General features: G+C 59.5%; 21 protein-coding genes and 4 pseudogenes. 7 read left to right on the top strand and 18 right to left on the bottom strand.

The annotated features are described in order from the left end of the window. Positions 1-59 precede the first annotated feature (59 nt). The 6 genes from P0D84_RS11165 to P0D84_RS11140 are packed head-to-tail and all read right to left on the bottom strand — an operon-like array spanning position 60 to position 3,272. Entirely contained in the window at positions 60-461 is a 402-nt protein-coding gene (locus P0D84_RS11165; RefSeq protein ID WP_408336134.1) for a hypothetical protein, read from the bottom strand. Positions 462-519: 58 nt separating this feature from the next. Beyond that, complete coding sequence (locus P0D84_RS11160; RefSeq protein ID WP_408336132.1) at positions 520-843, bottom strand: hypothetical protein; 324 nt, start codon at positions 841-843, stop codon at positions 520-522. Between the two features lie 2 nt (positions 844-845). Beyond that, positions 846-1,019, bottom strand: a complete 174-nt coding sequence (locus P0D84_RS11155; RefSeq protein ID WP_408336129.1) for a BPSL0761 family protein — start codon at positions 1,017-1,019, stop codon at positions 846-848. After that, on the bottom strand, positions 1,016-1,729 hold the full coding sequence (locus tag P0D84_RS11150; RefSeq protein ID WP_408336126.1) for a hypothetical protein: 714 nt from the start codon (positions 1,727-1,729) through the stop codon (positions 1,016-1,018). Before P0D84_RS11150 ends, P0D84_RS11155 begins: the two co-directional genes overlap by 4 nt. 5 nt (positions 1,730-1,734) lie before the next feature. Next, on the bottom strand, positions 1,735-2,892 hold the full coding sequence (locus P0D84_RS11145; RefSeq protein ID WP_408336123.1) for an excisionase family DNA-binding protein: 1,158 nt from the start codon (positions 2,890-2,892) through the stop codon (positions 1,735-1,737). Then, positions 2,856-3,272: a hypothetical protein gene (locus P0D84_RS11140; protein WP_408336120.1), complete on the bottom strand. Its 417-nt coding sequence runs from the start codon at positions 3,270-3,272 to the stop codon at positions 2,856-2,858. Before P0D84_RS11140 ends, P0D84_RS11145 begins: the two co-directional genes overlap by 37 nt. Positions 3,273-3,880: 608 nt before the next feature. Between P0D84_RS11140 and P0D84_RS11135 the strand changes: the two genes are divergently transcribed. From P0D84_RS11135 to P0D84_RS11120, 4 genes are all read left to right on the top strand, one after another. Continuing rightward, positions 3,881-4,513, top strand: a complete 633-nt coding sequence (locus P0D84_RS11135) for a hypothetical protein (RefSeq protein ID WP_408336117.1) — start codon at positions 3,881-3,883, stop codon at positions 4,511-4,513. A 136-nt stretch (positions 4,514-4,649) separates the two neighbouring features. Then, positions 4,650-5,006 (top strand): hypothetical protein, encoded by a 357-nt coding sequence (locus P0D84_RS11130; protein ID WP_408336114.1) that lies wholly within the window; start codon positions 4,650-4,652, stop codon positions 5,004-5,006. Between the two features lie 323 nt (positions 5,007-5,329). After that, positions 5,330-7,105 (top strand): SWIM zinc finger family protein, encoded by a 1,776-nt coding sequence (locus tag P0D84_RS11125; protein WP_408336111.1) that lies wholly within the window; start codon positions 5,330-5,332, stop codon positions 7,103-7,105. 227 nt (positions 7,106-7,332) lie between these two features. After that, entirely contained in the window at positions 7,333-7,671 is a 339-nt protein-coding gene (locus tag P0D84_RS11120) for a hypothetical protein (protein ID WP_408336108.1), read from the top strand. Positions 7,672-7,850: 179 nt separating this feature from the next. Here P0D84_RS11120 and P0D84_RS11115 read toward each other — a convergent pair whose 3' ends face one another. Continuing rightward, complete coding sequence (locus P0D84_RS11115) at positions 7,851-8,054, bottom strand: cold-shock protein (RefSeq protein WP_408336105.1); 204 nt, start codon at positions 8,052-8,054, stop codon at positions 7,851-7,853. A gap of 236 nt (positions 8,055-8,290) precedes the next feature. On the opposite strand from P0D84_RS11115, the gene P0D84_RS11110 reads away from it, so the two are divergent. After that, positions 8,291-9,861 (top strand): IS3 family transposase gene (locus P0D84_RS11110; protein ID WP_408339716.1). Its coding sequence is split into 2 segments (ribosomal slippage): positions 8,291-8,771 and positions 8,771-9,861, totalling 1,572 coding nucleotides; the frame shifts between segments, so codons are not numbered across the junction. A 1,303-nt stretch (positions 9,862-11,164) separates the two neighbouring features. Here P0D84_RS11110 and P0D84_RS11105 read toward each other — a convergent pair. The 6 genes and pseudogenes from P0D84_RS11105 to P0D84_RS11080 form a co-directional block, all read right to left on the bottom strand. Beyond that, positions 11,165-11,431 (bottom strand): annotated as a pseudogene (locus P0D84_RS11105) (transposase); the annotation flags it as partial. A 100-nt stretch (positions 11,432-11,531) separates the two neighbouring features. Next, entirely contained in the window at positions 11,532-11,690 is a 159-nt protein-coding gene (locus P0D84_RS11100) for a hypothetical protein (protein ID WP_162826291.1), read from the bottom strand. A 116-nt stretch (positions 11,691-11,806) separates the two neighbouring features. Next, positions 11,807-12,118, bottom strand: coding sequence for a hypothetical protein (locus P0D84_RS11095; RefSeq protein ID WP_096509064.1), 312 nt, complete (start codon positions 12,116-12,118; stop codon positions 11,807-11,809). Beyond that, positions 12,115-12,948, bottom strand: coding sequence for an IS21-like element helper ATPase IstB (gene istB / locus P0D84_RS11090; RefSeq protein WP_115531504.1), 834 nt, complete (start codon positions 12,946-12,948; stop codon positions 12,115-12,117). The genes P0D84_RS11095 and istB overlap by 4 nt, the downstream gene beginning before the upstream one ends. Further along, positions 12,945-14,453 (bottom strand): annotated as a pseudogene (istA, locus tag P0D84_RS11085) (IS21 family transposase). The gene istB and the pseudogene istA overlap by 4 nt, the downstream one beginning before the upstream one ends. A 223-nt stretch (positions 14,454-14,676) precedes the next feature. Further along, positions 14,677-15,360: pseudogene (locus P0D84_RS11080) on the bottom strand (IS5 family transposase); the annotation flags it as partial. 690 nt (positions 15,361-16,050) lie between these two features. On the opposite strand from P0D84_RS11080, the pseudogene P0D84_RS11075 reads away from it, so the two are divergent. Continuing rightward, a pseudogene (locus P0D84_RS11075) lies at positions 16,051-16,354 on the top strand (acylphosphatase); the annotation flags it as partial. 87 nt (positions 16,355-16,441) lie between these two features. Here the strand turns inward: P0D84_RS11075 and P0D84_RS11070 are convergent. Together P0D84_RS11070 and P0D84_RS11065 are read right to left on the bottom strand one after the other, a co-directional pair. Next, a complete protein-coding gene (locus P0D84_RS11070) occupies positions 16,442-17,527 on the bottom strand; it encodes a diguanylate cyclase domain-containing protein (RefSeq protein WP_408336101.1) in 1,086 nt (361 codons plus the stop codon). 1,105 nt (positions 17,528-18,632) lie between these two features. After that, positions 18,633-18,992: a response regulator gene (locus P0D84_RS11065; protein WP_408336098.1), complete on the bottom strand. Its 360-nt coding sequence runs from the start codon at positions 18,990-18,992 to the stop codon at positions 18,633-18,635. A 1,394-nt stretch (positions 18,993-20,386) separates the two neighbouring features. Between P0D84_RS11065 and P0D84_RS11060 the strand changes: the two genes are divergently transcribed. After that, positions 20,387-20,860 (top strand): response regulator transcription factor, encoded by a 474-nt coding sequence (locus P0D84_RS11060; protein WP_408336095.1) that lies wholly within the window; start codon positions 20,387-20,389, stop codon positions 20,858-20,860. A gap of 39 nt (positions 20,861-20,899) precedes the next feature. Here the strand turns inward: P0D84_RS11060 and P0D84_RS11055 are convergent, their stop codons facing one another. From P0D84_RS11055 to P0D84_RS11045, 3 genes are all read right to left on the bottom strand, one after another. Next, on the bottom strand, positions 20,900-21,556 hold the full coding sequence (locus P0D84_RS11055; protein ID WP_408336092.1) for a response regulator transcription factor: 657 nt from the start codon (positions 21,554-21,556) through the stop codon (positions 20,900-20,902). Positions 21,557-21,759: 203 nt separating this feature from the next. Beyond that, complete coding sequence (locus tag P0D84_RS11050) at positions 21,760-21,963, bottom strand: cold-shock protein (RefSeq protein WP_408339784.1); 204 nt, start codon at positions 21,961-21,963, stop codon at positions 21,760-21,762. A 425-nt stretch (positions 21,964-22,388) separates the two neighbouring features. Then, positions 22,389-22,499 (bottom strand): hypothetical protein, encoded by a 111-nt coding sequence (locus P0D84_RS11045; protein ID WP_408339782.1) that lies wholly within the window; start codon positions 22,497-22,499, stop codon positions 22,389-22,391. Between the last annotated feature and the right edge of the window lie 204 nt (positions 22,500-22,703).

Below are 22,703 nucleotides of genomic sequence, written 5' to 3'. Positions count from 1 at the left end.
GTCGTTTTGCTTGCAAACGGTACGCCTCCGCGTCAGCTCGTCTGCCGTCAGTGCCTATGTCATCGTCCGCCGCTTAAAAAGTCTTCCCAGTCCCACGCGTATGCACAGTCCATCGGCCGCGGGTCGCCGGCCATTGCGCTATGTGTCGAGCCAGACAAGTTATGCAGAAAAAGCGTCCGTGTCGGCTCAGGAATTTCATACAGCCTCACGTACGGTATTCCGTCGCTGCTTTTGTACACAGTAACCTCCGGCAGCACTGGGCGGGCAGGCAGCTCCTCTCTACCGTCGGCCAGCGCAGCGGCGATGCCGCGCGCGACTAAGTCCAGCACGCTCGCGGAGTAGCGGGGATAGTCGTGCAGCTTCGCGGTACCGATGTCGCCAAGCAATTCATCATGCAGCTCGATTTCGTAAGCAGCGAGCGCGCCGCTTTTAACGCGCGCTATGTCCGCAGTACCAATCACTCTCTTTCCGCTTTCGCGGCCGCCTGGCCACAGTTCGACAGTTACTCTCAGCATCTTGTCACCAGTTAAGAAGGGTTCGTACGCGGCGCATGAGCCAATCCAGTTCTGCAGGCGGACGCGATGCCGTGGTCGCAATCGCTTTGCGCACACGCGCGAGCGTCACGTCGTGAGGGTCGGCCGGGCGCTTCGCTGCATCTTTGCGTGCGATGGACACGAGCTGGTGTCCCAGGCCCGCGCATATGTTGTAGCGCTCCGCTCGGTCCTGGTCAGTCTGTCCAGCGACGTAGTGGCCGCACGAAAGGATGACGCCAATCTTGTTCTGCATGCCCGGCGCGACCGCGGGCATTGTGTCGTGCGGAAAATCGTCTGGGAGGTCTGTCATGGTTAGCGTTCACGGTTTGCCGGCGGTAGTGCTTCGGAGTAGGGGAAGTGCCGTAGTATCGTCACGGCTTCGTCACGCAGCGCTCTGCGCACGAGTTGACGATTCCCGTACGCCAGCTCGATAAGTAAGTCTCGGGCCTGCTGTAGCGCTCTGGTGCGCTCATCGGGTGTGGTCATCGAAGGCTCTCCGGAAGGCCTGCGGCGAAAATCTTTCGTGCGACCGCGACCACGTCTTCACCCGTCTCGACGGGGAAAGGTGCGTGTGCCCAACGGGGTAGGCCGCCCTGCACGATACTGACTTCCCAGCCACGCTCGGTCCGCGCGACGTCGAACCGGACGACCAGGCCATCGCTGCCGCGCACGAATATCGTCGCGACATCGGCGCTCAGGTAGGGTCCAGCCGGCACGACGTCTCGCAGTGCGAGCGCCGTCCGCTCCCACAAGGTCTCTCCCAGGACGCTGCGATGCGTTCCTGTACACACCAACGGCATCGCCGACGTGAGTTCGTGCGCCATGTACGCGCCAGCATGCACGGAAACCGCGGTCAGCGGACAAAGGACATCAATCACCTTGCGAGCAACGGCGACGACGTCGTCGTTCATGCCGACAGGAACGGGTTCAAGGTCGACGCGCGGCCGCCTGCTTTGCACGCTCGTGTAGGCGAGGCCATCTCTGCATACGATGTCCAGGCGAAGGGCGTCCACGACCGACGACTTTTCGTGAACGAACACGGTCAGGCAGTTGGACTGCGGGTAGGGAGGCCGGGGGAAAAGGTCTCCTAGTGCGCCAGCCATGCGCTGCCAGACGGTCCCGTCGGTCCCTGTGGTACCGGAGCAAACGAGAGATAGTTCCTTGCCGTCGTACTCGCCCACGTAAATGCTGACCATAGTCGTCACCAACGTGGCCTCCAGTCCTCGGAGATGCCCTTTGCCAGTTTGAGCGCCTGTCGATATGAAGCTCCATAGCGAAGCGCGCGCAGGCCAGTGATGCCGCCAAGAGAGCCCCGTGGGGACACCAGGGTGTCCCATCTGCTCCAGACGGGTACGTGCTCGGTGAAAAGCCGGCACATCCTGGCGAGTCGCGCTCGCTGTGTACGCGGTATGTCAGCCAGCGGAACTGGGTAGTACATCTTGCGCGCAATCTCGATACCGAACATTTCCCGACGCCGCTCGAGGCGCGCCAATTCGTCCGGCGAGATACCCCGGCGCTGACAGAACGCGCCCGCCGGCAGCAACATGTCGTTGCGCACAAGCCGTCGGCGATGTCGGCGCGCCAGACGCTCGAAGTCGTTCCGCCAATTCCCGCGTGGCATGTCAGTCTTTACCTGGTGATTGCCGTCAGCAGGCAGCTCGAGCTCTACTTCGCGTCTGGCTTGCGCCGCCAGGTATGCAGCAAGGACTCGTTCGGCGAGCGCAACGGCGTCGTCTGGGGACAATGGCAATGGTGGCAGCGGTGAGACATCGACGGCCCACGTGCACAGGGCAAAGACATGCTCGATGTCATCCGCCGACCATTTCATGCTGGAGGCCGCCTGTTCCACGACGCCGCTTGCGAACGCCAGCGGATTGTCGGTTCCGATATTCGCACGCAGCACCTCGAGGTCGACGACGGCCTTGCATAGCTCGTACATGGCGTCAAATGCACACCGGAGCCGGCTGCTCTCAGTCAATTCCGGCATCTTCGCGGCAGACAGGAAGTCGTCGTAGTTTCTCCCCACCTGGATGGCGACCTCCAAATCCTGTGACGCTCGGATGTACACCTCCATCGCGACGCGCTGCCTCGCTTTTGCTGCGCCGATGTACTTTTCCGCTTCGGCGCGGTCGATTACCGGCTCGCTGCAGAGCCCCCAGATTGTGCGCAGACGCTTCTCAGCAATGAGCCGGCGGACATACGGTCGCGAGACATTGAGCCGGGTCGCGATTTCGGCGATTGTCATCACCCTGATTTTCATGGTCCAGGCTTGGTTGTTAGTTGAGCAACTGATGGGGTGCCGACCGGTGGGCCCGGCGTGCGTCAAAGAGTGAACACGGTAGCGACCAGCCTTGGCCACGCTTTTCGCAGTCTTGCCGGAACAATGTAGGGGGCTTCCGGCAATGCACCTTCCTCGATTTCTGTCGGCGTTGGCTCCGGTTGATGCCAAAGGTCGCGCGCGAGGAGCACATGCTCGTACAGCAGTGCCCACCGTCCACGCAGCACCTCCGGAGAACAGCTGGCCACCTGCGCGAATAGGTCGGCGGACTGCACCGACCAGGGCGCCGCACCCGCTGGATGGTCGTCAGCAACAAGACTGGCAACAGCCCGGTCGAGCCACTCGCGCAGATTCAATCCACATTTCTGGGCGGACACGACGGCCGCCGCCATCACGGCTGGAGACATATGAAGAACAGTTCGAACTCCTTCTGATTTTGTGTCAAAGCAGGTTGTATTCATTCGATGGCCCTCGTTTTCTGAGATATGGGTCAAAGAATGGCGCAGGCTTTCAGTATTTGCACGGACTTTCGATTACGAAATTTCCATGGTCGCTACACGCAGTGACCCTTTGCGTGAAGGGGCACTCTGTGAGAGGCCATCAATGAGAGGAAGAAGAGGTATTACGGCAGTCGACGTAGTGCGGGCTTGCGTGTCCCTGCGAAAGCAGCGAAGGCGTCTTGGTCCCAAGAATGTGCGGCTTGAGCTTGGAACGGGTAGCTACGCAACAATTGTTCGCTTTCTGCGGTTTCTGGCGTTTAGGGATTACGAGGACCGTCGGGGTTGACGGCGGTTATTAAAAAGGCGCGCTGACGTGTTGTTGTCCGTTGCTGCACGTCGACGTCGAACTGAGATTGATTGGGGCCCGCACGCGCGGGCCCTCACGTTCTCTTTGAATCGCATCGCATGGCCAACCTGAGCAAGTGCGAGCTCTGGCGGATGCAACGATGTCGGCTGGGCATCGCGGTGAGGCGACGATGATGAGCCTGACGCCCGGTCAATCAGACCGGCTGTTTTCCGGAGTCGCTACACGGGTTGCGCAATACCGCGTACGCTTGAGGACAAGAAAGATGTTTTTTGAACCAATGGTCATCGATGGTGTGCTCGTTAGCAGTGGTCGCGTGATGCGGCCCGACGAGGTGAACGAGAGTCTGGCAGACAGGCCGGCTCTGCAGCGAATCGTTAGCGGCTGGTATCTGTGCGGTGATGTCGATGAGCGGATGTTTTATGCGCTCGCGGCCGCCCGGGGGGAATGCTCGATGCAGATGACCGTGCTGACAGGCGGGACTTCTGGCAATTACGGTCTTCTCGCGCAGCAGGTCGGCACATTGCAACACCGGTTCGTGATTCCTCTTTTCGAACCGTCAGTGGTCGCACTGCTCGAATCCCTCCAGGATGAGCCAGTCCAGTTGTCGCTCGGCCGCAATGACATGGAAGACGCCCTGCTGATTCGCCGAAAGCTGTTCCTGCCCGAAACTGCCAAGGTGTGGGCCTTGACGCAATCGCTGGAGGATGTGAATGCGCCTGCAGTCATGGCAAATGGCCGGCGCGTGCTCGAAAGCGCGATGCGTATCGATTCGATGAAGGGGGTTTCTGGTTTGCCTGAGGTCACGGATGTCTGCGTCTCATTCGTCATTCCCGAGGCAGTCTTCGCCACGGTCGACCCACTCGAGTGGATTGTCTCCGCAGGTTCAGTCCATTGACAGGGCATCGGCGATGGTGGCCGCCGGGGATTGCACTACCTGATTGATTCAAAGGGCTCGCTGCGGCGGGCCCTTTCCCGCCATGCCGCAGAGCCGATGACATCGGCCGGACCAGACATTGCGGCTGCGGCTGCAGATGCGGAAGAAGTGCGCACGCTATACGCCAGAATACAACTACTTTCTCATACCCATGAGCCCTCGCGAACTGGCCATCACCTACTTCGGCGCCGCCGTCGGCGAACTGTTCGGTTATCTGACCATTCCGCCCGACGAGGACGGCTGCGAAGGCACGTACCACCTGTCAGCCAGAGACATCGAGCAGGGCAGATGGTCTGGGCATCGTGATGTGGGCACAAGCAGGCTTGCCGCGGAGATTCTGCGCCATGCGGGACTCGACGGTGCACGACTGGACGGTGACATGCTGACGTGCCTGTTCACAGTTCTCGCACACTCGGCGGAAACTGTCTTGTGCTACATCGACGCGATAGCCTGAGCGCGGCGTCGGCAGATGCGGAAAAGCCGCAAGTTTCCGCGCAATCGCACTTCATTACACGCGAGGTCAAAAGAATTGGTTTTTTGAACAACCAAATTGACTTCGACAGAACTCACTTCACCGTTCATGTGAGCAACGGCCGCGCGCTACGCGTATGTGCTCGTGGAATGGTTACGCCAGCGCGGAGCGACGCATCGCGCATGGTGTGATTAGAAAGGGACAAGCGAATATCGTACTACCCGTCGAGGCAACGTGAACACCTTACCTCACGCTGTGCGTAGGCTAGAATTGCCGATTGACTCTCGTAGAGAAACAAGCACGCCATGTCCCGCTACTCACTACTTCGCGACGTCATTATCCTCGCGGAAATCCAATCGCTCGCTGACCTGAAAACCTTCGCTCGGGGCAAAGCGTATTTTCACGAGGGCGCGATATCGCGACTCGACGAGCGTGATGGCGTCCTGCATGCCAGTGTCCAAGGCACACACCGGTACAGTGTTGAGCTTGGCGTCGGCAGTGACGGCGAGCTGACATATGAATGCAATTGCCCCGTCGGCGACGACGGCATCTTCTGCAAGCATGCCGTTGCGGTCGCACTGTCGTGGCTGGAGAATAACGGCGACGAAGTGTTCCATCCTGACGAGGCCGGACCTGTGAAGCCCCGCAACAAACGCAAGACCTATGAAGAGCTGATTAGCGAGTACGTCGCGACACTCGATGAAGACACCGTGCGCGACCTGCTGCTCGAGGCAGTCGAGCGCGATACCAATCTGCGGGACAAGCTGCTTTTCGCGGCGCGCGCGGCGAATGCCAGCGACTTGCCCAGCATGAAGACGGCCGTGCGGGAGGCAACACGCATTTCGCGGCCACTCGAATGGCGCGAGGCCGGCGCGTACGGGGACGGCCTGATGTCGCTCGCCGACATGCTGCGGCAACGCCTCGCCGGTCCACACGCGGCTCAGGTAGTCGAACTGGCGGAGCTGGCAATAGCCGGTGCTGAAAAGAGCCTCGAGCAGATAGACGACTCCGGCGGCGACGTAATGCCGGCAATTATGGAGCTTGCAGCTGTTCATCTCGCGGCGTGCCGGCAGACGCGACCGGACGCGGTGGAACTCGCCGAGCGGCTCTTCGATTTTCAGACGGAAGGCGTATGGGACACGTTCTACGATGTGCTGCCGGCATATGCGGAACCGCTGGGCGACGCCGGGCTGCGCAGATACCGTGAACTCGTCGGCAGCGGTTGGGACGCGCTGCCGCCGCTCGCCCCGAGCAATGAATTTCGGAGGTCGTTCGAGCCGCTGCGGATGCGTCTGGAGCGGGCGATGGAGCGGCTCGCGGAGCTCGATGGCGATGTCGACACATTGATTCGCATTCGCTCGAAGGACCTTTCGAGTCCATACCGCTTTTTGCTGGTCGCGGAGCTTTGTGCAAAGCACGAGCGTCACGACGAAGGTCTGGCATGGGCCGAACGTGGCCTCAAGGAATCAGGAAAGAACGTGGACCAGCGTCTGCTCGACTTCTGTATTCAGGAATACCTGCGCCGTGGCGAGTTCCCAAAGGCCGATGCATTCGCGTGGCAGCGCTTCGAGATGCGTCCGGTCGCTGAAGCGTTTACGGCGCTTATGGATGTCGCTAAGGCAACCGGTCGGTACGATACGACGCGCGAGCGCGCACTCAACCATCTGTGGGAGCTTGTCCGCACGGAAGAGGCGCCGACCAAAACGAAGCCCGGCCACTGGCAAACGCCGAGCCGCACCGAACTGGTCAAGGTCTTTCTTGCCGAGCGAGAAAGCGAGACCGCATGGGATGCGTTCTGCGGAGGTCCAGTGGCGACAAGCATGTGGGCTACGGTGGCGGCAGTTCGGGGCAAGACACATCCGCACGACGCCATTGGCGTATATCACCGGCTGCTGCCAATTGCGGCCGAAAGCGGAACACGAAACGCCCGATATGACGAAGCGTTCGGCATCGTGCGCACCATCGGGAAGTTGCGGGCAGAGCTGAAGGAGCACGCACAGTTCGTTGATGAGCTCGAGACCGTTCGCCAGACGTATCGCGCCAAGCGTGACTTCATCAAGCTGCTGGCAACGCTGGGTTAGAGATACGGATGTGGCCGCCAATGCCCGCGTGACCCGTATGTCGAAAGTTGGATAGCCGACAAGCAGGATAGGGTTGGAAGACGTTGATGGCGGAGTGGTTTCGTGATTGGCAGGTTGGTCAGCCCGATGCCGGCAAGCGCGTCGATATCATGTGGGCGTCAACATGCTTATAGTGGAACCATAACCGATACCATTTTTTCGCAGCAGATTTTTCAGGGGACTAGAGAATGACCACCACTTCCGCCTTGCTTCCATCGCAGCATGAACAGCCACTCGAGTCACTGCTTACGCTTTCCAGATATCTCGAACTGGCGCTCGACGAAGGGGAATGCGTCATTCTGATGCGTCGTGGCACAGACGACTGCCCTGTCTACATTGGCGACCCAACGGGGGCGGAGGGCGATTTGGCTGGCCACGGGACAATCGGTGTGGCGCTCGTTGATGAGATACTGCAGCTGACGGCGGCCGGCGCAAACCGGATTGAAATCGGCGACCAGGCGTACCGGTTTATCCGGAGCTTTACGCACATTGCCGACTGCGGGGCTGTTGTATTTACTCCGGCGTAGCCTTCAATCGGGCTTCGGAGTGTGTCTCGCCAGTCCCTTTACTGCGGCCCACCATTCCAGCGGGGAAAATGCGCGCACGGAACGTGCAAGTCGACGAGCCAGCGTGCGATGGCGCGCGGAAAAACCATTGGCCAGCCAAGGCGGGCCAATGGTTTCGGGGAAGCTGTTGTACCGGCTTGTTACAGCGGCGTGATGGTCGCAGCCTGTTTGCCTTTGGGGCCTTGCTTCACTTCGAAGCTCACCTTCTGATTCTCCTGCAGGGATTTGAAGCCGTTTCCCTGGATTTCAGAAAAATGTGCAAACAGGTCTTCGCCGCCGCCGTCCGGGGTGATGAAACCAAAGCCCTTTGCATCGTTGAACCACTTCACTGTACCCGTTTGCATCATCTAGTTCCAAAAGAAGTCAAAGAGAGTCACTTACCCGGCGTAAAAAATTAAATTTCTTGAGATGCGCTGCGGGCGCAGTTTCGCGCTTGCGGACGCCTTTGAGAAAAGCTATTGACGATACCCAGAAAACATCGACCAGGTATGCAAATCAGTTGTCCGTTTGCCCCCTGCGTCACAATAGATGTCGCCTCTGAATTTTCTTGATTTAAAGAGATCAGAGGTGCAAGTTGAAGTTGAAACAAACGTATTCTGTCGAGTTTAAAGAGCAGGCGCTATTGAAGGTCTTTCACCGCGGAAGTCGCACCATCGGATCCGTGGCCGATGAATTGAACATGAACGTAATGACCTTGAAGAACTGGATGAAAGGTGCCGCTGCATCGACCCGGGGCGATGGATCCGGACACGCAAAACGTCCGGAAGACTGGTCGTTGGAAGAGCGCCTGCTGGCCTTGCAGCAGAGCCATGGGCTGGTCGAGGAGGCCCTGAACGCGTGGTGTCGTGAACGGGGCCTGTTTGTCCATCATCTCGATCAATGGCGCGCGGACTTCTGCGCCGCCGCCGGGACAGGAAGCCGGCGCGAGAGCGCCCAGGCAGTCCGTGAACTGAAGCACGCCAATATGCAACTGCAGCGCGAATTGAACCGCAAGGAGAAAGCGCTGGCTGAAGCCGCGGCGCTGCTGGTGCTGCAAAAAAAGTATCGTGCGCTGTTCGGGGACGAGGCCGAATGACGGCCCTCGAAGAGCGCAAAACATTGATTGGTTTGATCAGCGAGGCGACCATGGGCGGTGCTCGCCAGGCACGCGCGTGTGAGGTGCTGGGGCTGAGCGCCCGGACGGTACAGCGCTGGCAGGGCGCTCAGCCTGACGCGGTGGATGGGCGCTCGTTACGCTGCTTTGAGCCGCCTCACAAGCTGAGCGCTGCCGAACGTGCCGAATTGCTGGCTGTCGCGAACTCAGCCGAATTCGGTCATCTGCCGCCGAGCCAGATCGTTCCACGCCTGGCTGACCAGCAACGCTACATCGCCTCGGAATCGACCTTCTACAGGGTACTGCGCGAGGAGAATCAACTCGCGCACCGGCGTAGTGAACGCCCGACGACCGTGCGCAGCAAGCCACGCGCGGTCTGTGCCGACGCGCCGAACCAGCTCTACAGCTGGGATATCACTTACCTGCCGGCGGCGATTCGTGGGCAGTATTTCTATCTGTATCTGTTTATGGACGTGTTTAGCCGCATGATCGTCGGCTGGCAGGTCTATGCCGAAGAGAGCAGCGCCCAGGCCAGCGAGGTACTCAAGGATCTCTGTGCGCGTGAAGCAATACAGCCCAACCAGGTCATTCTGCATTCCGATAACGGTGGTCCGATGAAGGGGGCCACGATGCTGGCCACCTTGCAGGCGCTGGGCGTTATGCCGTCATTGAGTCGTCCGGGCGTGAGCAACGACAATCCCTATTCGGAATCGCTGTTCAAAACGCTGAAGTACCGACCCGCTTATCCGCTGGAGGCGTTCGATACCCTGTTCGCCGCGCGGACCTGGGTTGCCGGGTTGGTGCGCTGGTACAACCACGAACATCGTCACAGCGCGATCCGGTTCGTGACGCCAGCCCAGCGTCATGCCAATCTCGATCAGGACATCCTGGATCGACGTGCAGCGCTCTACGAGACTGCGCGGCAGCGTAATCCGCTGCGTTGGAAAGGCCCCGCCCGCAACTGGAAGCGCATACATGCCGTGCATCTGAATCCGGATCGGGCCGACGACGATGGCGTCATTCCACAACCCCGCTACCAGGAGCGAAAAGCCGCCTGAAATTTAATTGTCGAGGCGACAACTACTTTGACAACGGCCGTTTGCAAAGCACACCCTGATGCGATGATTCTGCTTCACCCGAAAGCAGGCGGCCGCACCATTTGCTGTTGTCACGCAAGTCAGGCATTTTGAGGTGTGTCCATCAGATGCCCGCTGTGTCGATGGAGCATTCTCAGGCAGCTTGCATTCGAGGCCTTGAATCTGTGGGAGCGCTGGCGAGCAGGTCAAGCAATCGCTGTAGCCGTTCCTGTTGTGTTTCCATCACCCCCGGCGTTGCATATGCCTGAAGAACCCGCCCGCGCCAGTAAGCCTGTGCAAACAACGAATCAGCACCCTCCGCGCATAGGACCTGCTCGAGATGCGTGATTGCAAAGTCAAGGTTATGAGGCGTGTAGGGGCTTACCACGGCGCCCGCTTTAATGGCGGATTTCACTGTGTTCTCTCAGCTATATGGATTCTCTGACAGACCGTGCGTCTCCAGCGAGGGTGTCTTGCTGGCAGCCGACAAGGCTATTAGAGATGTTTAACATATCTTTCTAACTTAATGGAAAAGATACAGCAAACAGAACCGTTGAATCCAGAGAGTTTACCCACGCATGGCAAACGTTTGCAACTATTTATAAGTTGTGCGTAACACATTCATATGACGTATACAGCCTCGGGTACTATCGCAGGAAGGGAGTCCGCGGCAACTGGGCCTTCGACTGGTTCCCCCGACAATTGGGCGTTAGTTCAGGCGTCGGCATCGCAGCGCGGACCCCGGAATGCGGTTGCCCTCCAGTTTCTTAATCGTTGACGTGTCGCACTGACATCACAATTCACCGAGACACTCGGGGCATTGTTGCAAACATCTCGGGTATGGGACGGGAAACGATGGGAGCAAGTTATGCCATTTCGCATTCATGCATTGTGATGCGTGGATGGTCGACACCCTGTTGAATCAACCGTCACGGTTCTGGGTCGATTGCCAACGGTTAATTGCCGATACTGCGTGAAGGGTAGCCGCCTGGATGAGAAGCTGAGAGCCAGTTGGGCTGGAGTATTTCTCGTCAATGGGCTGCGGATAACGCGGTGGGGCGGCGTCGCAAAAAAAGCCCGCGTCGTTGCGCGGGCTGAATAATGCACGTGAATCGGGGAATTCACGTGCATGCCATGCGCAAATGTTAGGGCTACGCTGAAGAAGCCACCGCTTTCGCCGACGGCTTGCAGCTAAATTTCGGAATGCGAGATCAGCGACGCGACTGGTTCGATTTCCTGGCCCCGCAGGGCCTTATAAGCGGGTCTCTCGACCCGCTTTGGCCGCTCATGGACGCACCTGTGCCATGAGTCGCTCGCGGCTCATGTAGATGTTGCTCAACGCCAGTGCGGTGAAGGCGCGCGTGGCGTTCTTCGCCAGGCCGCGATAGCGCACCTTGACGAAACCCCACAGCCGCTTGACCACCGCGAAGACGTGCTCGACCCGGGCGCGTATCCGGGACTTGCTACGGTTCTTCGTGCGCCTGGTCTGGTCGACTTCGCCACTGCGGTTGCGCACACGCTGGTTGGTAAAGTCCTTCGCTTTCGGCGCCTTGCCTGTGGCGCGACAATCTGGATGAGAGACGCGCGACAATCAGGATGAGAATGTCGCGGCGGGGTTGATGATGCCGATGTTGATTGGCGCTGACAAGCGTTTATTGATTGACGCGCAGTTTTTGATTGACGCTGGCGCGCGTGTGCCGCGCGACAATCAGGATGAGAACGGCGCCCGAGCCGGTGAGGACGATTGCGTAATGCGTGGCGATGGCCTGGAGCACACGCTTTACGCTGTCGCGTTTGATCTCGATGAGCATCGTGGAATGTCGCCGGCGTCCAATGCCGCCAAGCCGTCGCCGGGCAGAGCCTGCAGCGCAACGCGTTACGCTGCAGGCATTCTGTGCCGCGCGACAATCAGGATGAGAACAGCGCGTCAGTCGGTGAGATCGATTGCGTAACGCGTGACGATGGCCTGGAGCACACGCCTTACGCAGTGGCGTTTGCTCTCAATGAGCCTTGTCGAAGTGTCGCTGTTATCCAATGCCGCCAAGCCTTCGCCGAGCAGGGCCAGCATCGTAACGCGTGACGCGCAGGCTTCCTCACCAATGGCGTCTATAACGGCCCGTTTGCGGCGTAAGCGGTATGCGCGTTGCCGTTGTGCGGCCGTGCGTGCGATGGGCTTCGTCGTCGAACTGTCGGATGTATCGTCACGCGTTACGAGCTGCAGATGTGCGTTGTGCTTCATTGCTGATCCTCCGGGCGCGGCGGCACGCCGACGTTGTTTGGTGTCGCGATACTGGCCGGGCGTCCCGGTCCCTGCTGCTTGCGCTCGAGGGCGGTACGCCTACGGTAGCTTTCGACGTTCAGTTCAAAGATCGTGGAGTGATGGACCAGCCGGTCGACGGCGGCTACCGTCATGGCCCGGTCGGGGAAGATACGGTCCCATTCGCCAAATGGTTGATTTGCAGTTAGCAAAAGAGAGCGGTGCTCATACCTGGCGCTGATGAGCTCGAACAGCACCGACGTCTCGGCCTGATCCTTGCTGACGTATGCAAAGTCGTCCAGAATAAGGAGATCGAATCGATCCAGCCGGTTGATGGCGGACTCCAGCGACAGCTCGCGGCGTGCGACCTGCAACCGCTGCACGAGATCGGTGGTACGGGCGAACAGGACCTTCCAGCCGTTCTCCAGCAGGCTCAGTCCAATGGCCGACGACAAGTGCGACTTGCCGCCTCCGGACGGCCCCAGAAGAATCAGGTTGGCGCCGTTGCGCAGCCAGCCGTCGCCAGCGCAAAGCGCCGAGACGTGCGCTCTCGACACCATCGGCACCGCGTCGAAATCGAAGTTCTCCAGCGTCTTGCCCGGCAGCAGCCTGGCGTCCCTGAGGTGACGTTCGATGCGACGTCGATCGCGCTCGGCGATCTCGTGTTCGGCCAGCGCCATGAGCAGGCGCGCCGCGGGCCAGCCTTCCGTGTCGGAACGCTCGGCAAAGCTCGACCAGATCTGCTTGATGGCGGGCAGCCGCAAATCGTTGAGCAGCAGCGACAGGCGGGTGGCGTCGAATTCGTGATTCATGCTGCCACCTCCATTTGCAGGCCAAGCAGGGCCTCGTAGTCGCGCAACGAAGGCAGCTGGACGTTCACCTGCGGCAGGCTCGCGGGTTTCGCTTCGAAACGGGAACTCAGCGCGTGCAGATCGGGCAGTTGCCCGTCGGCCAGGCACTGCTCGAGTGCCTGCGCCAGTTGTGCCTCGCAGTTGCGCTCGTGGGCCAGGCTGAGCAGTTCAACCATGGTCTTGCATGCCGCACGCTCAGGCAGTTGCTCGCACAGGCGTTCGAAGGTCAATCGATAGGCCTCGCGGAAAGACCTGATCGCGGTAGACCAGGTTGAGCAGCGCCATGGGCTTGCGGCGCAGCGCGTGGATGATGTGCCGGTAGTTGACGATGTGGCCGTGCTTGCCACTGGGACCCGGACGGCCGCGCTGCAGCGTCATCAGGGCGGTGCTGCCCAGGAACAGTTCCAGCCGGTCGTCATACAGCCGCACGCGCAGTCGATGACCGATCAGCCGGGACGGGACGGTATAGAACACCTTGCGCAGGACAAAGCCGCCGGTGGAGCTGACGTACACACGCGTTTGCTCGTAGTCCGTCGTGCGCTGCGGCGGCAGTGGCTGAAGCTGCGGGCGCTCGGCCTCAATGCGCTTGCCATTGCGCGCGTTGATGCGACAGACGTGCTCGTCGATGAAGCGGCGATAGGTATCGAGGTCGTCGAAGTCTTTACTGCCGCGCAAAAGCAACGCATCACGCACCGCGTTCTTGAGGTGGCCGTGAGGGCTCTCGATGGAGCCGTTCTCATGGGCAACGCCGCGGTTGTTGCGCGTAGGCTGCATTCCGTAGTGAGCACAGAGCGCTTCGTAACGCGTGGTGAGATCGTCGCGCGCTTCGCGTTCGAGATTGCGGAACGCCGCCGACAGGCTGTCGCTGCGGTGCTCGCGCGGTGCGCCACCGAGCACCCACAACGCGTTCTGCAGCCCTTCGGCCAGCGCGACATAGCTCTCGCCGCCGAGGATGACGTGAGCGTGCTCAAAGCCCGAGCAGGCCAGCCGGAAATGATACAGACGGTGGTCCAGCGCGACACCCGCCACGGTGACGCCCAGGCTGTCCATCTCGGTGAAGTCGGACAATCCGAGGCGACCGGGCTCGTGCACTGGCGGAACATGACGTCACGCTCCTCGCCATGGAGTGCCCGCCAGTCGCGAATACGCCGCTCGAGCGTGCGACGCACGTTGCCCGGGAGGTCTGGATGGCGCCGAAGCATCTCGTCCAGTACGGCCACGGGCCGGATGCCGGGAGCGGACTGGAGCAGCGGGACGATCTCGGCGTCAAAGATTGCTGCCAGGGGATCAGCACGGCGACGCGTGCGTGGCGCCTTCTTCTTCGATGGCGGTCTTGGGTCCTGTTCGATGCGATAGGCAGTGGCGGCGCTGAACCCGGCGCGTGCGCCTGCCCTGGTCGGTTGTTCCTTGCTTCTGTACTTCATATAGAGCCTCATCTGGTGGTCGTTGACGTGACGCCCGGGCACCGTAGCCTCCCGTGAAATGGAAGGTTCCTTCATACCCGATCCACCGCGACCACCGACAAGGCTCCCCGACGACGGGGGACTGTTCGGCGCGGCGTGGCGGCAGCGGTTTCCGGGCTACGCCCTCCACCGCTGCCGCCACGCCAGTTCTCATCCTGATTGACGCGCTGTTCTCATCTTGATTGACGCGCGATACCTTGCTGGCGATGAGTTCCTTCTGGCTCGCATAGGCGCTGTCACCGTACACACGCCGCTCGGCGCCATGCAGCAAAGCCGGCAGCGGATGCTTGTCATGCACGTTCGCAGCGGTCACTACCGCGGTGTGTGCCAGTCCCGTCTGGCTATCCACACCGATGTGCAGCTTCATCCCGAAGTACCACTGCTGGCCCTTCCTCGTCTGATGCATTTCGGGGTCTCGTGCCTTGTCCGCGTTCTTCGTGGAACTGGGTGCACCGATGATGGTGGCGTCCACAATGGTGCCGGTGCCAACCTTCAGGCCACGCCCTTGCAGTACCTCGCCGACCTTGGCAAACAACTGCTCGCCGAGCTTGTTGCGCTCCAGCAGTCTGCGGAACCTCAACAGCGTCGTGCCATCAGGCACGCGCTCGCGCCCCAGGTCAATCCCGACGAATCGCCGCAATGCGGTGCTGTCCAGCAGCGCTTCCTCGCAGGCTTCATCCGCCAGGTTGAACCAGTGCTGCACAAAGTGCATCCGCAGCATGCGCTCCAGACCAACTGGCGGTCGTCCGCCTTGCCCCTTCGGATAGTACGGCTCGACAACCTCACACAACTGCGTCCACGGCACGATCTGCTCCATCGTCTCAAGGAACACATCACGTTTGGTTGGCCGACGGTACTGTTCAAATCCGGCGCCTTGATCGGCCGCCATCGCAAGGGTCTGTTGTTTCATCCGCATTTAACGATTCACCGCCCAACGGCGTTGACCTTTTTCAGCGTAGCCTTAGCGCCATATTCTAGAAAACACTTTAGGTATTTTTGTAACCGATTGTTTTATATTAATAATATGCTGAATGATGGGCAACGTTCCATGAGGCTGACGCTTCTTCAATTCCAGCGCCTGTGAGCTAACGCAGGCCCCGCGGGCTCCGTCGCCAGAACTACCGGGAGCAACGTTTTCTGTTGGATTGGGCGAATTGAGCGCGCGACGTTTTTAGCGGCATGCCCAGGCATGGGTTTTCCTCGCGCACCGGCTGACGATGCGGTAGTGAACCACCTCACTCACGAGTTTGCCAACGACTGGCCCGCTCTGGCCGGAGTCGCGGCGGCAGATGGAAGCGGCGGCTGTTCCCGCGAGGCTGGTCGCCGCAGCAATTCACCTATGCCACCGCAATGGGTGGCGGTGGCATGGGCGCTGGAGCGACACTAACCGTGCGCCTCGGACGGCTTACGGGTGGAGTTTTCAGCGCTCGCCCGGCCGAAAAGTTGGGTCGTTTTCTACTACTTCCTGGGTTGCGGACCAGTATGGCTGTCGGTTGTAGTAGCTGTAGGTTGATTCGTTGGGACGAATCGCTTGAAACAGGGTGAAAATTCACGGGGTACCAGCAGAGTCAAATTGCCAATTCATGAGACGGATACACCCATGGAATCTCACGATAAAGACGAGCCCCTGGAGACCCGATTGGTTCAGGTCCGTGGCCAGGCACAGGACGCGGGCTATCGGGAGGCCTGTGTACGCCGCTCGAGACAACTGGGCGTCACCGGCTGGGTCCGCAACCGCATGGGCGGCTCGTTAGAGGTCATGCTGCAGGGTTCCCCGGAGGCAGTTGCCGGCCATGTGCGCCTGGCTCAGTGAGGACACGTCCGCTGCGTTGGTCGACGAGCTTGGGGTAACCGAGGTGCAGCCACCATTTGTTCGCTTTGACAACTTTGAGCGCCAGCCGACCACTGTGAGTGGTAGCAACCAGCGATGGTCGCAAGACGCGCTTCCCACCATCCATTTCGGCCGCTGCGCAGTACGCTAGGCTCTCGTTCTACCGCATCATTCTCACGACGTTGGACGTGCCATACCCTGGAGACGCTCCGAAGCGGTATATCGACCGACCACCCTTTTTGGCTTCGTACATGGCCGCATCGGCGATGTCGAGCAACTGCTCGACAGAGTCGGTCCGGTCGGGATATGTTGCGATGCCGATGCTGACGCCAATCTGGAATCGCCCAGCATATTTCTGGTCACCGACCTCGCGAACGCGTGCAATCATGCGACCTGCGAGCTGGCGTAACTGTTCGTCGTCACCGCAATCGGTCGCGAGCAACACGAACTCGTCACCGCCGACGCGGGCTAACATGTCCTGCTGTCGCGTCGCCGCGCGCAGCGCTTCGCCGAGTTCGCGCAACAACGCGTCGCCAGCACTGTGGCCGAGTGCGTCGTTAACGCTCTTGAAGCCGTCGATGTCGAGGTACAGCAGGCCGGTGCGCCGCGACTCATCCACAGAGGGAGTTGCCAGCGCATCAACGGCAGCAAGCAACCGGCGACGATTCGGCAGGCCAGTCAGCGGGTCGTGCGCGGCCTCCCGGTCGAGCGCTGCGGAATAGGCATGAACTTTCGCAAACGCGCGTCGCTGGATGAAGAGTGTGTAGACCATCAGACAACACACGAGGACAGCAACGACCGCCAGCGCAGCCGCGCCGTACACCAGCCTGATGTGCGCGTCGCGCGTTGCGACCCTGCGTTTTTCCCGCCAGTCATTCAACAAATGGTCGAGGTCCGTGCGAAGACTCTCCATGTACCGCATGCCCTCGTTGGTCTGCATGAGTGCGATGGCGTCGGCCCGGCTACCCGAGCGGGCAAGTTCGATGCTGCGCGCCAGCTCCTTCACTTTGTCCGTCTTCGCATGTTCGATACGCCGGACCAGCTCGACGGATTTTTCGTCGTTGCTCACCACCCGCTCCAGATTCAGGACGGTATCGTCCAAATCCCGCGCCCCGCGTCGATAAGGCAACAGATAGCTTTCATCACCCGTCAACAGGTACCCGCGCTGTCCCGTCTCAGCGTTTTCGAGGTTGTGCAATACTGTGTTTGCCGCTCCGAGCACTGCGAACGCCTCGTCGTCGCGCAAACCATCCTTCACGATGACGCGAGCTTCATAGAGAAACATCCCGGCCGCGACCAGCAGACCGAGTCCCATCGCGAGATAGAGCGCGATAAAGCGATTTCGGTCGGCGTTCGCTGAGCGGGATAGGCGCGAAGGCAAGAGGTTCTCCGTTGCGGCAGTTGGTCGAAAACGCTGCGAATGATAACCGCTCTAGAAGTTCGTGCTGACCACCGCGACCGGAAGGTGGCTGACAACGTGCGGCGGGTAGTTGAAGCCAACGGTGACAAGGCGCTCGCCCCCCACGTGTTGCGCCAACCCGAGCTTTTGTCATGCAGCTCTCAAGCGTTTCGACGGACTGTCGCATGTGACGGTCGAGGTGAATCCCAGACGCAACTGCACGGATACGAAAAAAAGGCCGGCATCGCATGGATGCCGGCCTAAGATTCTGGCAAATCCAGAGGGCCGGCCAGAAGCTGAGAGACACCGAAAGTGTACCCGCTGGCCGAGTCTTCACATCCGTGACAAGAAGCCGCGTCGACTGTCTTCAGGCTAGTAAACGTCACGTTCAGGTGAAAACACGAATTTGAGGGCGAGATTCTCGGGCGCTACGGCGAAGGTCGAATAGTGGTGGCGGCTCGGTATCGCACTCTAAGCCCGGCTCCTCAGGGTACTTTGGTGCAGTGAGAGCTGCGGGCAACGGGATGTCAAAGCCAAGGAAAGCGCGACTTCCTCGTCGTGGTCGGTGCGCTCGACATGGAGCGTTGAAAGGCCGTGCCATGGGCAAGGTTGACTACGAAGGAAGCTAGGAAATACATGGAGTGGTCCGAGATAGGATGCTTGCGATGGAATAAGTTCTCTGCAGTCGGTCTCCAGGTTATTTAGGTGTATGAAGCATGCTACAACGTCCAACGTTCCGAAAACTGCAGCCACACTAAAACCGTCTTTAACTTGAAGTTGATAATCGGCGACCCTACCTGGGAGAGGGTGTTGTGAACAGTTCTCGCTGAGCGCAGACGCGCACAACTGCCAGTCACGGCGGTGGCACCTGAAGCTTTGAGGAACGGCTTGGCTCGGAGCAGGGTCTTACCGCGCTTAGGGCGACACCATCCAGGAAGACATTGCGGAAACGTCACGGACACGCGTTCAGAGAGCGTCGTACCGATGCTAGCAGCATTTGCATGGATACAGGCTTATGCAAAAACCCGTCCCCTAGTGCCGCATCGGCGGGGTCTAGAGGGTCAGCGCTGGTGAGAATGAGAGGAGTCCGCGCGAACGTTCGTCCGAGCTTCAAGTGCCGGCAAAACTCAACGCCATACATTATTGAGGTCGACCGGTCTGTGATGATGAGGTCGGGCTTTTCCGCGTTAGCAACGAAAAGCCCCTCACGGCCATTGTTAGCGGTCAGAACTCGATAAGCCGCCAATTGAAGGATGCGTTTCCACGCGGTCACGACGCTGCGTTCGTCATCCACGACTAGAATGGTTTTCATTTTTGCTCGCGGCACGTGGATATGGGACGTACCGGCACCGCATTGGTCACGCATCTACCTGACTGCCGTTGCTCAGGTTCCAATGATTTGGGAACGACGCTCGTAGCTATCCATTCGCGAGATGTTCCCTTCTTCAGCAAAGAGTGAAGCAGCAATCGCACGGAGGTCGCATGACCCCAGACTCGCGGCTACTGGATGCATATTGCGCAAAGGTCGACGGTACGGCGATAGATGTTCCTGCCAAGCCATGGCACGAACGTGTACTCCGAATATGCGTTGCTTCCGATATATATCCAGTTATGCAGAACAGCAGACACGATGATTCCTTGAAGATGTTAAAAAAGGGAACCAGTCGGGCCCAAATGCGATGTTGTCGTCGGGCCGAACAGCGAGCTTTGCGTTGTCATAACGGCGAGCGCTGTCTCGATGAGAGAAGGGTAGGTTTTTCCGAAGGGCAAATCTACTCTACGGTGGGATATCCAGATGCCGCGTTGGCGTCAACTGGTTATACGGGCGTATAACTGCTTCGAACGACCCGGTACGTCTGGTCGCCGACCGCCATCCTGTTTACACCGGCCTGCGTCAGTTCGAGTATCTCGTCAGCCACGCCCGCCGCAATGGCTTTACGCACGTCGCTGATGTCGGAGCGGTTGTTTTCGGACCGACGTAGGCCGCTGCGGACTGACGTCAGCCAGGTACTAGCCTTGGTTACTGCTATTTCTCCGCCAGCGGGCGTGCACTGGAGCGCATTGGAAAGCAGGTTTGCCACACCGCTGGAAGCAGCGTAATCGGGCTAAATGTTGCCAGTCACCAACTTCACTGCGTCAGTCCAGAGCGATATCAATAGGCCGGGCCTGAAACTGGATTTGAAGTTTCGATTTCTCCGGGAATCGGGATTACAAGTGCCTCAACGACTGCGGCCGCGGGGCCGCTAAACCTGCAGGGTGCAAGGGGCATCCCCAAAACCTGCGCAAATCGTCTACTGAATTCGCGTTCATCACGTCCGTTTGACTACGGTCAATGAACTCGGTCGCTGAACGTGCCTACTATCTGGGTGACTGCCATGTCCGTGACCATGGGCGTGACGCTCGTTATGGTCATAGTCGCCATGATGACGCTCGTGTTGGCGCACGGCAAACAGGGGACAGTCGCGCCACTTGGTAGCGGGTGGAGACTGCACAAGGGGGATGACAGGCTATTCGCCGTATCACCCAGCCGTTGCGTCTGCACGTAAATCGGTGTCCGTAGCGCCGCTCATCACCAGCAACTTGCATGGTGGGTTAAATGTCGAAGGTTGAAGTTGCCTCGATTTGCCGTTCTTCAATCCGCCGCGGCTGCGCAGCTGAGTCCGTCCACGTACGACGCGCCAGCTTGCGCTCTTGCCTGAGGTACGTTTGTTGCGAATTCCTAGCGACGAAATATCATGCATCGAGGTTTCCATGTCCAAACTTTTCCGTCGCGTTGCGGTGCCCGGGAGCGTGGCTGAGGGCCGCATTTTGCAATTTGCGCCAGTTGTTTCGATTGTCGACGACGATAGCGGCGCCCGTCTTGCGTTAGACAGCCTCATCCGTTCACTTGGCTGGCAGGCGCGCATGTATGAGTCGGCAGAAGAATTTCTTGCCTCCGGGCAGGCCGCTCATACCTCCTGCCTGATTTCCGACGTTCGCATGCCCAGGATGTCAGGTATCGAGATGCATGAGTGCCTGCGTGCGCAAGGGCATGCCCCGGCGACCATCTTTATAAGCGCATATCTGACCCCGGCTTTGCAGGCAAAGGCGGCGAGTAACGGCGCACTTGTGTTGCTGCAGAAGCCTTACCCGGCCGCTGCAATGACTCACTGGCTCTCGGTCGCGCTCGGAACTCCCTAGCGAATCATCGACGCTGTGCAGAAGTGCTAACGACGGCGCTCAGTGATGACCGCCGTGCGGCAGACGGGGCTGGATACCAAGCGATTCGGCCTTGCGGACAAGGTCTGGCATGGAGCGCGCATTCATCTTGCGCATCACCTGTCCACGGTGAACCTTGACCGTGATTTCGCTCAGGTTCATCTCAGAGGCAATCTGCTTGTTCAGCAGACCGGACAGCACAAAGGCCATCACCTCTTTCTCGCGCGGTGAAAGAGATTGATATGAAGCGCGCAGGCCGGCTAACGCGGCCTCGGCCGCGAGCCGCTCGCTGTCCCGGGCCAGGGCCTGAGCCACTGCGTCGAGCATGTCCTGGTCCTTGAACGGCTTGGCAAGGAAGTCCAGCGCGCCGGCCTTCATTGCCTTCACCCCCATCTCGATGTCTCCATGACCGGTCATGAAGACGACGGGAATGAGCATGCCGCTATTGACGATTTCCTGATGAAAGGCCATGCCACTTTTTCCGCGGAGCCGCACGTCGAGGATGAGACAGCTTGGTCCGGTGGCGCGAGGAAACCGGAGAAATTCGTCCGGGGACTCGAACGTTTCGACGCGCAAGCCTACCGAGCGCAGAAGCATGTCGAGAGCCTGCCGGATTCCCTTGTCGTCGTCGACGACGTAGATGACCGAACCGTCGTCTCCTGCGGTTTCAGTCCTCATTCGGTTGTAAGACCAGCAGTCATCGGGGTACCTCGCGAAGCCGGAACGCGGTCGCATTACATCACAGCGGAGTGGGTACTCCACCATTGCCGGACAGCGCCGGAAACTGCACGGTATCCGGGCGACAAGTCAATTTCAGTACGCAGGCGTGCGCAGAGTGCGGATGAATCAAGCGTCGTCGAGTGCGGCATGAAGTGAGCGGTTCAGAGCGGCTGGATATTTGCAGCCTGCTTGCCTTTCGGGCCTTGCTTCACTTCGAAGCTCACCTTCTGATTCTCCTGCAGGGATTTGAAGCCGTTTCCCTGGATTTCAGAAAAATGTGCAAATAGGTCCTCGCCGCCGCCGTCCTGCGTGATGAAGCCAAAGCCCTTTGCATCGTTGAACCACTTCACTATACCTGTTGCCATTTTCCTGAATCTTCCCAAAAGTTTTGTGTTGTTGTCACGTTCAGCGGAACGGTAGAACATGACGCTTTCTTTGTACCACGGGAAATTGACAACGGACAACCAGGGGCGCTACGTCTTGCATCCGAAAGTGTCGAGACCTCAGCGCGAGACCGCGAACAGGTCTTCGCTGGGACTTTGACCGTCTGCGGGAGAGTCCAAGGTCAGTGACGACTACTTCCCGTCGGGTGGAGAGGTCGCTCGGCGTACCGGAGCGGGACGTGACCTTTTGGCGCGCCGGAGTTATCGTTCCGAAGAGAACGGAGTGCGAGCGCCTTTCTGAACTTCTCGGGGTGGACGTCGCGCGGCTAAGCGCAGGTCAAGCGTATGCCACAGCATGTCATGGCGGTTCTCATCGGACGCGAGCTCGCTCGAGGTTCGGTTTGTCGCTACTCATCGGCGCCTCGGTCGGGTCGCGTGCCGCGCCCCCTGCCATTGACCGGCATCACGGTCGAAATGGCATTTTTGAAAACAAGTTGCACGCCTGGACCAGACTCCAACAGAACTGCAAACGGGTCCAGGCCGGCCAGTTGCCGGCCTGCGCGAAAGGGGTGAAGCAGACGCAAGACATATGCGGTAGACCAAAGAACGGTTCGCCCGTCGTGGGACAAACCGTTTCTTACCTAGGCCGGCCTTGATGGCGCGAGACGCTTAGGCGTGCGGGTGGTATTGATGGTGAGGTTGATGATGGTGCCGCACAGGGG

This window comes from Paraburkholderia sp. RL17-337-BIB-A (assembly GCF_046025895.1).
GTDB classification, from domain to species: domain Bacteria; phylum Pseudomonadota; class Gammaproteobacteria; order Burkholderiales; family Burkholderiaceae; genus Paraburkholderia; species Paraburkholderia fungorum_C.
This window is presented reverse-complemented; position numbering and strand designations above follow the sequence as displayed.